This window comes from Streptomyces sp. NPDC050211 (assembly GCF_040656035.1).
In the GTDB taxonomy this organism is placed as follows: Bacteria; Actinomycetota; Actinomycetes; order Streptomycetales; family Streptomycetaceae; genus Streptomyces.
Genome location: NZ_JBFALC010000007.1, coordinates 141452 through 154840, shown reverse-complemented (window position 1 = coordinate 154840; position 13389 = coordinate 141452). Strand labels below are relative to the sequence as shown.

The following is a 13389-nucleotide window of genomic DNA, read 5'->3' as shown; positions in this document are numbered from 1 at the left end:
GTGGACCGTGGTGCGATACGCCGGGGGCTGGCGCTCGGCATTGCCGTGCTCACCACATCCGGACTGCTCGGGCTGGCGGCACCGGCCGAGGCGCACGCGGCCGCCAAGCCCTGCGCCGGCCGCAAGGTCAGGACACTCACGTTCTCGACCGGCATCGTGCGCGTCTACAAGCAGGACCGCGAGATCTGTGCCGTCACGCTCGCCAAGAACCCCGGCCCCGTGCGGACGATGAAGGTCAGCGTGCAGGTGCGCGGCCATCACCCGGTCGCCTTCACGGACAAGCGCGTCCGCCGCATCAGCACGCCGCTGGTCTACATGGGCCACCGCAGCGTGCGCGTGAAGGGCGCGGTCGGCGGGGGATCGGTCAGCACCGGCTGGATCCGGTACTGATCCACAGGTGACTGGTCCACAGGTGACTGGTCCACAGGTGACTGGTCCACAGGTTACTGATCCACAGGTTTTCTACAGGGTTTTCCCGATCAACCGTCATCTCCCCTGGTGCTCGGGTGACTTGCTCCGCTAGCTTCCGGCGCACATCTGTATTCACCGGGAGGGTGCATGCGCAAGGCGCTCAGATGGTTGCTGGCGCTCACCGTGCTCATAGGCACACTGAGTACGGCGGGAGCGGCCACCGCCGCCGAGCCGGAGGCCACCGGCACCACTGACATCAAGGAGAAGCTGCTCTCCATTCCGGGCATGAGCCTGGTCGAGGAGAAGCCGTACACCGGCTATCGCTACTTCGTCCTCAACTACACCCAGCCGGTCGACCACCGGCGCCCGTCCAAGGGCACGTTCCAGCAGCGCATCACCGTGCTGCACAAGGACGAGGCCCGCCCGACGGTCTTCTTCACCAGCGGCTACAACGTCTCCACCACGCCCCGCCGCAGCGAGCCGACCCAGATCGTGGACGGCAACCAGATCTCCATGGAGTACCGCTTCTTCACCCCGTCCCGGCCCGACCCGGCCGACTGGACCAAGCTGGACATCTGGCAGGCCGCCAGCGACCAGCACCGCATCTTCAAGGCGCTCAAGCCGATCTACGACCGGAAGTGGCTCTCCACGGGCGGCTCCAAGGGCGGCATGACGGCCACGTACTACGAGCGCTTCTACCCGCGCGACATGGACGGCGTCGTCGCCTACGTCGCCCCCAACGACGTGGTGAACAAGGAGGACTCCGCCTACGACGAGTTCTTCGCCACCGTCGGCACCAAGGAGTGCCGCGACCGGCTGAACGGCGTGCAGCGCGAGGCGCTGGTGCGCCGGGAGCCGATGGAGAAGCGGTACGAGGCCTACGCGGCCGACAACGGCTACACCTTCAACACCATCGGCAGCCTCGACAAGGCCTACGAGGCCACCGTCCTCGACTACGTCTGGGGCTTCTGGCAGTACAGCCTGCTGTCCGACTGCGACACCATCCCGGCGGACGCCAAGAACGCCAGCGACGACGCCATCTGGAACACGCTCGACACCATCGCCGGGTTCTCCTTCTACACGGACCAGGGCCTGGAGCCGTACACGCCGTACTTCTACCAGGCGGGCACCCAGCTGGGCGCTCCGACGATCGTCTTCCCGCACATCGAGAAGAAGTACATCCGCTACGGCTACCTGCCGCCGCGCAACTTCGTGCCGCGGTCGATCCCGATGAAGTTCCAGCCGTACGTCATGAAGGACGTCGACAGCTGGGTCCGCCACAACGCGAGGCAGATGCTCTTCGTCTACGGCGAGAACGACCCGTGGGGCGCCGAGCCGTTCCATCTCGGCAAGAAGGCGCGTGACAGTTACGTCTTCACCGCGCCGGGCCTGAACCACGGCGCCAACGTCGCGGGCCTCGTCCCCGACGAGAAGTCCCTGGCGACGGCACGGATCCTGCAGTGGGCGGGCGTCGCGTCCAGCGCCGTCCAGTCGAACCCCGCGGTGGCCAAGCCGCTGGCCAAGTTCGACCGCAAGCTGGACAAGCACGACATCGAGCGCGAGCCGACCTTGCGTCCGTAACGCAGAGGAGCGCGTGAGGAACGCATGAGGTGTGCCCGGCCGTTGCTCACAGCGGCCGGGCGCAGCCCACCGGATCAGGCCCGCCCAACTCGACGTACAGCGCCGTCGACGGCGGGCACTCCGTGCGCTTGCCGACGGCCCGCGTCACCTCGTACTCGGGTTCCCGCCTGCCCTCGCCCTCGCAGGACGTCTCGCGGACCTGTCCGTCGCCGGAGCTGTAGACGCAGTCGCCGACGATGGTGCGGGGGCCGCCTCCGCCGCCGGGGTCGCCGGGGTGGGGCGGGGAGAGGTTGCGCATACAGGCGTAGCCCTGGGGGACCGTTCCGTCGCCGTCCTCGTCGGAGGCCGGCGCCTCGTCGCTGATGTGCAGGACGAAGTCCGAGGTCCCGGGGCACAGCGGCCCGTCGCCCACCCGGCCGTCGTGCCGGGCCACAACCCGTGCCGCGGCCCGCTCACTGGTGCACGGCACCTCGGTGAAGCTCGTCGTACCGAAGGAACTGCACTCGTCGACCGCGAGGAACACCGCGCCATGCCCGGACGGCTGCGTCGACGTCGCCCGTCCGCTGCCCGCCGGCGTCTCCTCCGCGGCCGCGGGCGGATCGCCCTGGCACCCCGTGAGCAGGGCGAGGAGCAGCGCCGCCGACGCGCACACCACCCCCACGGAACCCTTGTTCTGCATCGCCATCCCCCCGACATCCCCGCCCAGCGTGACCCGCCGAGGCGGGCGCACGCCAGACGTATCGGGGTGCTTTGCGCCCATTGGCGGGTGTACGCCGGGCGCATGACGTATGTGCGCTACGTCCTATACGACAACCCATGTCCGACCGGATACAGCACCCGCGCCGGATCGTCGGCCCGCTGCACCGGTACCGGCAGTTTCCCGCGTGGCCGCACCTGCCCGGCGATCACGCGAGCCGCGGCGCGCAGCTCGACGTCCGTCCAGGAGTAGGACGCCAAGTAGGCCTGGACGTCGGGCAGTTGGGCCACGTCGTACGGATTGCGGGTGGCGACCGCCACCACCGGCTTCCCCGTCGCCAGCAGCTCCTGGACCAGGGTCTTCTGAGAGCTGCTCGCCGTGACGTTGTACGTCCCGACCACGACGGCGTCCGCCTCGCCCGCCGCGGCGACGGCGGCGCTTATGGCCGTCGAGGTCGGGGCCGTACCGGTCGACAACCTGGTGGCCGTGAAGCCGAGTTCGGTGAGGGCGGCGGCGAGGACGGCGGTGGGCGGTCCGGTCGTGCCGGACGGGGAGGCGGGGTCGGCGCCGACGACGAGGAGCCTGGGGTGCTCGCCGGCGGACAGCGGCAGCAGCCCGCCTTCGTTGACCAGGAGCGTGGTCGTCCGCTCGGCGATGCGGTCGGCGGCGGCGAGGTGGGCCGGGGTGCCCACGTTCCGGTCGACGCCGCCCGGGCTGACGTAGGGCGCGTCGAACAGTCCGAGCTTCGCCTTCAGCCGCAGGATGCGCAGCACCGACTCGTCGAGCCGGGCCTCGGTGAGTTCCCCGTCCTCCACGGCCTGGATGACGGCGTTCCACGCCACGTCCAGCTTCGGTGGGTTGAGGAGCTGGTCCACACCGGCCTTGAGCGCGAGCACCGGCACGCGGTCGTCGCCGTACTTGGTGCGCACGCCTTCCATCCCGAGGGAGTCGGTCACCACGACTCCGTCGTAACCGAGTTCCTCCCGCAGGATGCCGGTGAGGATCGGGCGGGAGAGGGTGGCCGGGTCGCCGGAGTCGTCGAGGGCCGGGAACTGGATGTGCGCGGTCATGATCGAGTCGATGCCCGCGCGGATCGCGGCCCTGAAGGGCCCGGCGTCCAGTTCCTCCCATTCCTCCCGGCTATGCGTGATGACGGGGAAGCCGGTGTGGCTGTCGACGGTGGTGTCCCCGTGCCCAGGGAAGTGCTTGGCGGTCGCCGCGACGCCCGACCGCTGGTACCCGGTGACCTCGGCAGCCACCAGACCGGCCACCGCGCCGGGTTCGGAACCGAAGGAGCGGACGCCGATGACCGGGTTGGCGGGGTCGACGTTGACGTCGGCGACGGGGGAGTAGTTCTGCCGGATGCCGATGGCGCGCAGCTCCTGCCCGGCGATACGGCCGAGGGAACGTGCGTCGGTGCGCGACCCGCCCGCGCCGATGGCCATGGCGCCCGGGAAGAGCGTGGCGGGCTCGCCGACTCGGCACACTATCCCGTGCTCCTGGTCGGTGGAGACGAGGACGGGCAGCCCGCGCGGCTGCCGCAGCGAGGCGCGCTGGATGCCGTTGGACAGGTCGGCGATCTGATGCGGATCGCGCGTGTTGTGCGCCCAGGTGAAGTAGATGATGCCGCCGACGCGATACTCGGCGATGAGCTCGGCGGCGTTGCGGACGCCGATCTCCTTGATGTTGGCGTCGATGTCGGCCTGGTCGGGGGCGGTGGCGGAATGGCCGTAGACCCGCATGACGAAGAGCTGCCCGACCTTCTCGGGCAGCGTCATACGGGAGATGAGAGAGCGGAGCTTCTTGTCGTCCGCGTAGGCGGGTCCGCCCACCGCGAGAGTGGCGGCGACGCCTGCGGTGGCGGCCAGAACGGTACGTCTGGAGGGCACGTGCGCTCCTTCCGGAGGTGATCCGCTGAAGGAAACTTCCGAGGAGTCACCAATATCCGGGAAGTTTCTGCCAGTCAAGGGAACGCACGTTAGTGGTGGAGGGGCCGCCATCGGCGCTATGGGAGGGGGGCGCGCCGATGGCGGCATGCTGCCGGCCGCAGCACGGCGGAGAGGGTAAGTCAGCGTTCGCAGCCAGCAGCGAGGCCGACACCGCACCACGGTGACTCTCCGACAGCTTGCGGGTTGGACGAGCGGGGGTGTGGCCGGGTTCCCGGGTCCGCCCCGATTCCCGGAAGTTGGTGACCCAGGGATCAACGGGACGTCGGTGACCACCGGGCGACGTTCCGTGGTCCATCCCGTGGACGTGACGACACCGAGGGCGAGGGCCGGGGGATCATGGGGCATGGCTGTTGTCGACATCCCCGGTTCCAAGTCCATCACCGCCCGCGCCCTCTTCCTGGCGGCGGCCGCCGACGGGGTCACCACCCTCGTACGCCCGCTCCGCTCAGACGACACGGAAGGCTTCGCGGAAGGCCTGACCCGCCTCGGCTACCGCGTGGGCCGGACCCCGGACACCTGGCAGATCGACGGCCGCCCTGAGGGCCCTTCCGTGACCGAGGCGGACGTGTACTGCCGCGACGGCGCGACGACGGCCCGCTTCCTGCCGACCCTGGCGGCGACAGGGCGCGGGACCTACCGCTTCGACGCCTCCGCACAGATGCGCCGCCGCCCCCTGCTGCCCTTGTCCCGCGCCCTGCGCGACCTGGGCGTCGACCTCCGGCACGAGGAGACGGAGGGCCATCACCCCCTGACCGTCCGGGCGTCGGGAGTCGAGGGCGGCGAAGTGACGCTGGACGCCGGCCAGTCCTCGCAGTACCTGACGGCCTTGCTGCTGCTCGGCCCGCTCACCCGCAAGGGCCTGCGGATCAAGGTCACGGACCTGGTCTCGGCGCCGTACGTGGAGATCACCCTCGCGATGATGCGGGCGTTCGGCGTGAAGGTCGGGCGGGACGGCGACGTCTTCGTGGTCCCGCCGGGCGGCTACCGGGCCACGACGTACGCGATCGAACCGGACGCCTCGACCGCGAGCTACTTCTTCGCCGCGGCGGCCGTTACCGGCGGCGAGGTGACGGTCCCCGGCCTTGGCGCCGGGGCCCTCCAGGGCGACCTGGACTTCGTGGACGTACTGGGCCGGATGGGCGCGCAGGTGACGGTCGGTGCGGAGAACACGACGGTCAGGGGGACCGGCGAACTCCGTGGCCTGACGGTCAACATGCGGGACATCTCAGACACCATGCCGACCTTGGCCGCGATCGCCCCGTTCGCCTCCGGTCCGGTGAGGATCGAGGACGTGGCGAATACGCGGGTGAAGGAGTGCGACCGGCTGGAGGCGTGCGCGGAGAATCTGCGGCGGCTGGGGGCGGAGGTCGAGACGGGGCCGGACTGGATCGAGGTCCGGCCAAGTGCGTTGCCTGCCGGCGCGGAGATCAAGTCGTACGGGGACCACCGCATCGTCATGTCCTTCGCTGTGACGGGGTTGCGGGTGCCGGGTATTTCGTTCGACGACCCTGGGTGCGTGCGGAAGACTTTCCCCGGGTTCCATGAGGCGTTCGCGGAGCTCAATCTTTAGCGACCTTAGCGACTGAGGGGCACCGCACGTGAGCTTCAAGTTGGAAGGGCCCGTTCTGGAGGGCGAGTTGGTGCGCCTGGAGCCGCTGGGGCACGGGCATGCGGCCGACTTGGCGGTGGCGGCGGAGGAGAACCGGGGCACGTACGAGTTCACGTGGGTGCCGAGGGCGGAGGAGATCGGGGCGTACGTCGACGCGCAGCTCGCCCGCGCGGCTACGGGCCGCCTGGCACCGTACGCCCAGGTCTCGATCGCCTCGGGACGGGCCGTCGGTACGACGTCGTACTGGGAGCCACGCTCCTGGCTCTCCGACGACCGCCTGGACGCCATCGAGGTCGGCTTCACCTGGCTGGCGGCGAGCGCTCAGGGCACGGGGTTGAACACGGAGTCCAAACTCCTCCTCTTCCGCCATGCCTTTGAGGAGTGGGACGTGTCCCGGGTCGACCTGAAGACGGACGTCCGCAACGCCCGCTCCCGCGCGGCCATCGCAGCGACCGGCGCCCACTTCGAGGGCGTGCTCAGGAACTGGTCCCGCTCGTCCGCGCCGGGTGAGGACGGCCGGTTGCGTGACTCCGCGATCTATTCGATTACGGCGACGGAGTGGCCGACGTGCAGGGCACGGCTGGAGAGGCGGCTGGCGAAGGCGTTGGCGGTCACTTCGCGGCGAACGTGAGGAAGTACGGGTTGTCGGGGGTCTTGGAGTCGCGGATGTGGATGGCGGAGGCGGCGGCGACCTTCGACGGAAAGAGGCGCCTCATGCAACGCCTTCCCAGGCGTCGGCTCCGAAGGTGCCCTTCACGTCGGAGGCGATGGTCGTGGGGTCCACGGTGGCCTGTAGGGCGTAGACGGTGGTCTTGCGAGCGCCTCGGACGGTGAGGTGTACGGGGCTGGCGCCCGGGTGGTCCGCAAGGATGCGCTTGAGTTCCTTCACGGACTGTTCGGTGATGCGGTGGGCGGGGAGCGCGAGCCGGACGGGAGGCCTGCTGCCGTGTTCGGCGGAGGACACGTCCAGTACGGCGAGTTCTCTCCCGAAGATGTTCACCGTTCCGTCCCGGTCTTCGATCTTGCCCTTGACGGAGATCACGTTGTCTTCAACCAGTGCGTGCTGCACGAGTTGGTAGGCCGCGGGGAAGAACAGGACCTCGATGCCGGCGTCACGGTCCGCGAGGTTGACGATGGCCCAGGCGTTGCCTTGTTTGGTCATCTTGAGCTGGATGCCGGTGATCAGCCCGGAGAGCTGGACGTCCCCGGTCGTGCGGCCGGAGGCGAGCAGTTCGGCGATGGAACAGTCCCGTGCCCTGGAGAGGACGTGCTCGGCGCCGTCCAGCGGGTGGGCGGAGACGTAGAGGCCGAGCATGTCGCGTTCGGTCGCAAGCAACTGTCTGCGTGGCCACTCTGTGTCGTCGATGGGGAAGTCGAGGCCGAAGGCCGGTTCGCCGCTTGCTGCGCCGCCCAGGTCGGCGAAGAGATCGTCCTGCCCGAAGCTTGCCGCCTTCTTCACGGGGATGATCGCGTCGATGGCGTCCTCGTGGATGGCGGTGAGGCCCTTGCGGGAGTGCCGCAGGGAGTCGAAGGTGCCGGCCTTGATCAAGGACTCCACGGCCCGCTTGTTCAGTGCCGGCAGGTCGGCTTTGTCGAGGAAGTCGGAGAAGGAAGTGAACTTCCCTTTCCGGCGGCGCGCATCGACGATGGCCTCGATGACGTTGTCACCGACGTTGCGTACGGACTTCAGCCCGAACCGCACGTCGTCGCCGACGGCGGTGAACTCGGCGACGGACTCGTTCACGTCGGGCTGGAGGACCCGGACGCCGTTCTTGCGGGCGTCGGCGAGGTAGATCGCGGCCTTGTCCTTGTCGTCGCCGACCGAGGTGAGCAGGGCGGCCATGTACTCGGCCGGGTAGTTGGCCTTGAGGTACGCGGTCCAGTACGAGACCAGGCCGTAGCCGGCGGTGTGGGACTTGTTGAACGCGTAGCCGGAGAACGGGAGCATGACGTCCCACAGGGCCTTGATGGCTTCGTCGCTGAATCCGTTGCCGCGCATGCCGTCGTGGAACTTGTCCCACTCCGCGGCCAGCACCTCCGGTTTCTTCTTGCCCATCGCACGGCGCAGCAGGTCGGCGCCGCCGAGGGTGTACCCGGCCAGTTCCCGGGCGATCGCCATGATCTGCTCCTGGTAGACGAGCAGATGGAAGGTGTTGCCGAGGATCGGCTCCAGAGCGTCGCGCAGCTCCGGGTGGATCGGGGTGATCTCCTGGCGGCCGGTCTTGCGGTGCGCGTAGTTGGTGTGCGCGTTGGCCGCCATCGGGCCGGGCCGGTAGAGGGCGTTGACCGCGGCGATGTCCTCGAACCGGGTGGGTTCCATCTGTTTCAGCAGGACGCGCATGCCGCCGCCGTCGAGTTGGAAGACACCGAACGTGTTGCCCTCGGCCAGCAGCCGGTACGTCTTGGCGTCGTCCAGAGGGATCACGACGGTGGACGGGTCGCCGTCCAGGGGATCTACGGTGGCCAGGCTGATGCCCCGGTTCTCGCGGATGTTCTCGATGGCCTGGTCGATGACACCCAGGTTCCGCAGCCCGAGGAAGTCCATCTTGATCAAGCCCATGGCTTCGCAGGACGGATAGTCGAAGCCGGTGATCTTCACGCCGTCCGAGGCACGCATGTGCAGCGGGATGCGGTCGGTGAGCTTCGTCTTGGAAAGGATCACTGCGGCGGCGTGCACGCCGGTGCCGCGGGTGAGGCCCTCCACCCCGCGGGCGGTGTCGATCACCCGCTTCACATCCTGCTCGTTGTCGTACATCTGCCGGATCTCGCCGGCCTCGCCGTACCGCTCGTGGGAGGGGTCGAAGATGGCGGCCAGCGGGGCGGGCTTGCCGTTCTGGTCCGGCGGGAGTGCCTTGGTGATCCGCTCTCCGTGGGCGTAGGGGTAGCCGAGGATGCGCGAGGAGTCCTTGATCGCGTTCTTGGCCTTGATCTTGCCGAACGTGTTCACCATCGCGGTGTACTCCCCGCCGTACTTCTCGGTGACGTAGCGGACCATCCGGTCGCGCTGACGGTCGTCGAAGTCGAGGTCCACGTCCGGCGGGTTGATGCGCTCGGGGTTCAGGAACCGCTCGAAGAGAAGGCCGTGCTCCAGGGGGCACAGCTCGGTGATTCGGGTGGCGTAGGCGACGATCGAGCCGGTGCACGAACCCCGGCCCGGACCGAGGGAGATCTTGTTGTCCCGGGCGTGGCGGCAGATGTCCGCCACGACGAGGAAGTAGGAGCTGAACCCCATGGGGCCGATGACCGACATCTCGGTCTCGAAGCGGTCCAGGACGTGCTGGGGGATCGGGTCCCCGTAGCGCATCGCCAGACCCTTGAGGGCTTCCTTGCGCAGCCACGACTCCTGGGTCTCGCCTTCGGGCACGTCCGGGAACTGCGGCATCTCGTCGACGTAGTCGAAGACCTCGTCGTAGGACTCGATGCGCTCGGCGATCAGCAGGGTGTTGTCGCAGGCCTCCGGCAGCTCCGAGAACAGGCCGCGCATCTCGGCGGCGCTCTTGAGGTAATAGCCGGAGCCGTTGAAACGGAAGCGGTTCGGGTCGTCCTTGTTCTTGCCGACCCCGATGCACAGCAGGCTGTCGTGGGCGTCGGCCTGGTCCTCGGTGACGTAGTGCGCGTCATTGGTGGCCAGGAGGGGAATGTTCATTTCCTTGGCCAGGCGCAACAGGCCTTCACGGACCTCACGTTCGATGTCCAGGCCGTGGTCCATCAGCTCCAGGAAGTAGTTCTCACGGCCGAAGATCTCCTGATAAGCGGCGGCAGCGGCCTTCGCCTCGGCGTACTGGTTCAGCCGCAGGCGGGTCTGGATCTCGCCGGAGGGGCAGCCGGTGGTGGCGATGACACCGTCCGGCCGTTCAGCGATCAACTCCCGGTCCATACGCGGCTTTCCGGCAGGGAACTGACCTTCATAACTGGCCTGGGTGCTGAGCCAGAACAGGTTCCGCAGGCCCTGGCTGTCGCGCGCCCACATGGTCATGTGGGTGAAGCGGCCGCCACCGGAGACATCCTTCGACCCCTCACCGTCCGCGCTCATGGCGCGACGGCCACCGGGCCCCCAGAACTCCTGTTTCCGGACGAACCGGGAGGAGGGTGCCACGTACGCCTCGATGCCGATGATCGGCTTGATGCCTTCGGAGTCTTTGGCGACCTGTGCGAACTCGTAGGCACCGAACATGTTGCCGTGATCACTCATGGCGATCGCGGGCATCCGCTGCCGTGCCACCTCGGTGAACATCGGCCGGAGCTTCTGCGCGCCGTCCAGCATCGAGTACTCGGTGTGGTTGTGCAGATGGACAAAGGAATCCGGCACGGGCGAGTGACCTCCGCTCAACGTCGCGTTGACTCAGAGCATCAAAGCGAGAGGCAAACTCCCAGATCAAACAACTGATACACCGCGAGTGCACAACCAGAGGTTGTATCTCTAGGCTGGGCGGCATGGATCTCAACGCCGTCCGCACCTTCGTCGCCGCCGTCGACGCGGGACAGTTCCAGAAGGCCGCCGCCGACCTCTCGCTCACCCAACAGGCGGTGTCCAAGCGCGTGGCGGCGCTGGAGGCGGAGCTCGGCGTACGGCTGTTCACCCGCACCGCACGCGGTGCCGAGCTCACCATCGACGGGCAGGCCTTCCTGCCCCATGCCCGCACGCTCCTGCGAGCCGCCGAGCGGGCAGCCGCCTCCGTACGGCCCGGCAGCCGCGCGCTGCGCGTCGACGTGGTCGGCCGCCGCGTCGCGACGGGAGGCCTGGTGCGCGACTTCCACCGGGCGCATCCGGACATCGAACTGGACGTGGTCACCCTGTTCGGCGCGGACCGGGCCATCGACGCCGTCGAGTCCGGCACGATCGACGCGACCCTCCGCGCCGTGCTCATGCCCGGACGGCGCCTCCCCGACGACATCGAGGCCGTGCCGGTCCTCGACGAGCCACTCCAACTGGTCACCGGCCCCGCCCACGCGCTCGCCGGCGAGCAGTCGGTCACGCCCGCACAGCTCGCGGGCTGCCGGATCTGGATGCCCGGCAACGACCCCGGCACGGAGTGGGCGGCGTACTACGACGAACTCGCGGCCGCGTTCGGTTTCACCGTCGAGGCGACGGGCCCCAACTTCGGCGTCGAGGACCTGCTCGACACCATCGGTGGCTCCTCGAGCCTGGCGACGTTCCTCAGCGAGCGGACCCCTCTGGTCTGGCCCGCCGGCTATGACCTGCGCCGCATCCCGATGCGCGACCCGACCCCGGTCTACCCGCACTCACTGCTCTGGCGCACCGACAATCCCCACCCCGCGCTTGCCGTACTCCACCACCACCTCACCTCCGCCTACCCCGGCCGCCCCGCCACCGGAGTCTGGACACCGGAATGGGCCCGGCCTACGCCGACTCGTTGAGCAGCCGGGCCAGGTGTTCGCGTCCCGCCCCCAGCAGTTCCGGAAGGGGCGCAGCGGCCTCGTACCAGCGCTTCTCGTACTCCCAGCAGAGCCAGCCGTCCCAGCCGTGGCGGGAGAGGACCTCGACGCATTCGGTGAGGGGGAGGACGCCCGTGCCGAGGGGGAGGGGGGTGGTGTCGGTGGCGGAGGCGATGTCCTTGACCTGGACGTAGCCGAGGTAGGGGGAGAGGGCGGCGTAGGTCTCGTGGGGCTGTTCGCCGCCGAGCCAGGTGTGCATGACGTCCCAGAGGGAGCCGACCTGGCGGTGGCCGACCAGGCCCAGGACGCGGATCGCGGCGGCGCCGGTGCGGTGGGAGTCGTGGGTCTCGAGGAGGATGCGTACGCCGAGGTCGCCCGCGTACTCCGCGGCCGTGCCCAGGCGTCGCGCGGCCGTCGCGTCGGCCTCCTCGGCGGACTGGTCGGTGCCGGCGCCGGGGAAGACCCGGATGAAGCCGGCGCCCAGGTCGCGGGCGAGGTCCAGGAGGCGGTGGATCTCCTCGATCACCGGCTCGTCGGGGCCTGGTGCGGCGACGCGCGCGTAGCCCGCCACGCCCAGGACCTCCACCCCCGCCGCCTTGAACTCGGCGACCACGTCGGCTCGTTCGGCGAGCCCGATGCCGGGGTGCACCGGCTCCTCAGGATGTGCGCGCAACTCGACGCCGTGATAGCCGTGCGTGGCCGCGAGGCGCAGCACGTCCGCGATGGGGAGGCCAGGGACGCCGAGGGTGGAGAACGCCAGCTTCATGGTCATCGACCCTACTCGTCACTCACCCGTCCCGTGCAGATCCAGGCGCCAGTCCTGGCCGACGAGATCCTTGCCGAAGGAGCGGTGCGGCTTCTCGGCGACGAGGACGAAGCCGTGGCGCTGGTAGATGCGGCGGGCGGCGGCCAGGACGTCGTTGGTCCACAGGACGAGTTCGCGGTAGCCGACGCCGCGGGCGAAGTCGATCACGGCGCGGACGAGACGGTCGCCGATGCCGAGGCCGCGGGTGTCGGGCTCGACCAGCAGCAGCCGTAGGCGGGCCGTGGCCGGCGCGTCGTCCCGTACGCACATCACACACCCCACCGGGCGGCCGTCCAGCTCCGCGATCCACACCCGCTCCAGGTGGGGGTCGTGATCCTCCGCGAAGTCGGCGACGATACGTGCCACCAGGCCCTCGTAGTCGGCGTTCCAGCCGTACTCGGCGGCGTACAGCGCGGCGTTGCGCTGCACAATCCAGCCGAGGTCGCCGGGGCCGGGGTCGCGCAGGACGACATCCTCGGCGCGGGGCGGGCGGGCGGCGGAGAGGATCGTACGGACCGTCCGCATCGCCTCGGACAGGCGGGGGCGGTCCGCGGGCGGCACGGTGGACAGCAGCGCACCGACGGATTCGTCCGCCCGCTCGGCGAGCAGCGCGGCGGTCTCCCGGCCGCGTGCGGTGAGGGTGACGTTGCGGCGGCGCGGGTCACGCCGGGAGGGCGTGCGCTCGATCAGGCCGTCCCGCTCGAACTTGTTGAGGATGCGGCTCAAGTAGCCCGCGTCCAGGGAGAGTTCGGTCCGGAGATCGGCCGCGTCCGTACGCGGGGAGTGCGCGAGTTCGTACAGGACGCGGGACTCGGTGAGGGTGTACGGCGCGTAGAGGTGGCGGCTGTAGTCGAGGGCGCCGATCACGTTCGTGTAGAAGCGGTTGAAGGCGCGGATGTCCTGGACGGTCATGGTCGTCGACCCCCGGATGGTTGACTCA

At 69.2% G+C, this 13389-nt stretch carries 10 protein-coding genes; 5 read left to right on the top strand and 5 right to left on the bottom strand.

Annotated elements, in window-relative coordinates; all coding sequences use genetic code 11:
* Positions 1-390, top strand: coding sequence for a hypothetical protein (locus AB0I98_RS10205; RefSeq protein ID WP_362938348.1), 390 nt, complete (start codon positions 1-3; stop codon positions 388-390).
* Between the two features lie 168 nt (positions 391-558).
* A complete protein-coding gene (locus tag AB0I98_RS10200; protein ID WP_362938151.1) occupies positions 559-1992 on the top strand; it encodes a S28 family serine protease in 1434 nt (477 codons plus the stop codon).
* Positions 1993-2038: 46 nt separating this feature from the next.
* Here the strand turns inward: AB0I98_RS10200 and AB0I98_RS10195 are convergent, their stop codons facing one another.
* Together AB0I98_RS10195 and AB0I98_RS10190 are read right to left on the bottom strand one after the other, a co-directional pair.
* Positions 2039-2671 carry a hypothetical protein gene (locus tag AB0I98_RS10195; protein ID WP_362938345.1) on the bottom strand — a complete coding sequence of 211 codons (633 nt, stop codon included), beginning with the start codon at positions 2669-2671 and terminating at the stop codon, positions 2039-2041.
* 116 nt (positions 2672-2787) lie between these two features.
* Positions 2788-4578 carry a glycoside hydrolase family 3 protein gene (locus AB0I98_RS10190; RefSeq protein ID WP_362938148.1) on the bottom strand — a complete coding sequence of 597 codons (1791 nt, stop codon included), beginning with the start codon at positions 4576-4578 and terminating at the stop codon, positions 2788-2790.
* A 403-nt stretch (positions 4579-4981) separates the two neighbouring features.
* Here AB0I98_RS10190 and aroA point away from each other — a divergent pair, with 403 nt between their 5' ends.
* Positions 4982-6208, top strand: a complete 1227-nt coding sequence (aroA, locus tag AB0I98_RS10185) for a 3-phosphoshikimate 1-carboxyvinyltransferase (RefSeq protein ID WP_362938146.1) — start codon at positions 4982-4984, stop codon at positions 6206-6208.
* Between the two features lie 28 nt (positions 6209-6236).
* Positions 6237-6878, top strand: coding sequence for a GNAT family protein (locus AB0I98_RS10180; RefSeq protein WP_362938143.1), 642 nt, complete (start codon positions 6237-6239; stop codon positions 6876-6878).
* Between the two features lie 81 nt (positions 6879-6959).
* Here the strand turns inward: AB0I98_RS10180 and dnaE are convergent, their stop codons facing one another.
* The gene (gene dnaE / locus AB0I98_RS10175; RefSeq protein ID WP_362938140.1) at positions 6960-10556 is read right to left on the bottom strand and encodes a DNA polymerase III subunit alpha; all 3597 of its coding nucleotides are present in this window, start codon (positions 10554-10556) and stop codon (positions 6960-6962) included.
* A gap of 125 nt (positions 10557-10681) precedes the next feature.
* Here dnaE and AB0I98_RS10170 point away from each other — a divergent pair, with 125 nt between their 5' ends.
* Positions 10682-11626, top strand: coding sequence for a LysR family transcriptional regulator (locus AB0I98_RS10170; protein WP_362938137.1), 945 nt, complete (start codon positions 10682-10684; stop codon positions 11624-11626).
* On the opposite strand, the gene AB0I98_RS10165 is transcribed toward AB0I98_RS10170, so the two are convergent.
* Together AB0I98_RS10165 and AB0I98_RS10160 are read right to left on the bottom strand one after the other, a co-directional pair.
* The gene (locus AB0I98_RS10165; protein WP_210576798.1) at positions 11610-12410 is read right to left on the bottom strand and encodes a sugar phosphate isomerase/epimerase family protein; all 801 of its coding nucleotides are present in this window, start codon (positions 12408-12410) and stop codon (positions 11610-11612) included. The genes AB0I98_RS10170 and AB0I98_RS10165 overlap by 17 nt on opposite strands.
* An 18-nt stretch (positions 12411-12428) precedes the next feature.
* Positions 12429-13361, bottom strand: coding sequence for a bifunctional helix-turn-helix transcriptional regulator/GNAT family N-acetyltransferase (locus AB0I98_RS10160; protein ID WP_362938134.1), 933 nt, complete (start codon positions 13359-13361; stop codon positions 12429-12431).
* Positions 13362-13389 lie beyond the last annotated feature (28 nt).

Coding starts and splice junctions, on each gene's coding strand:
- AB0I98_RS10200 (WP_362938151.1), top strand. CDS start 559: ATGCGCAAGGCGCTCAGATGGTTGCTGGCGCTCACCGTGCTCATAGGC.
- AB0I98_RS10195 (WP_362938345.1), bottom strand. CDS start 2,671: ATGCAGAACAAGGGTTCCGTGGGGGTGGTGTGCGCGTCGGCGGCGCTG.
- aroA (WP_362938146.1), top strand. CDS start 4,982: ATGGCTGTTGTCGACATCCCCGGTTCCAAGTCCATCACCGCCCGCGCC.
- AB0I98_RS10170 (WP_362938137.1), top strand. CDS start 10,682: ATGGATCTCAACGCCGTCCGCACCTTCGTCGCCGCCGTCGACGCGGGA.
- AB0I98_RS10165 (WP_210576798.1), bottom strand. CDS start 12,410: ATGAAGCTGGCGTTCTCCACCCTCGGCGTCCCTGGCCTCCCCATCGCG.
- AB0I98_RS10160 (WP_362938134.1), bottom strand. CDS start 13,361: ATGACCGTCCAGGACATCCGCGCCTTCAACCGCTTCTACACGAACGTG.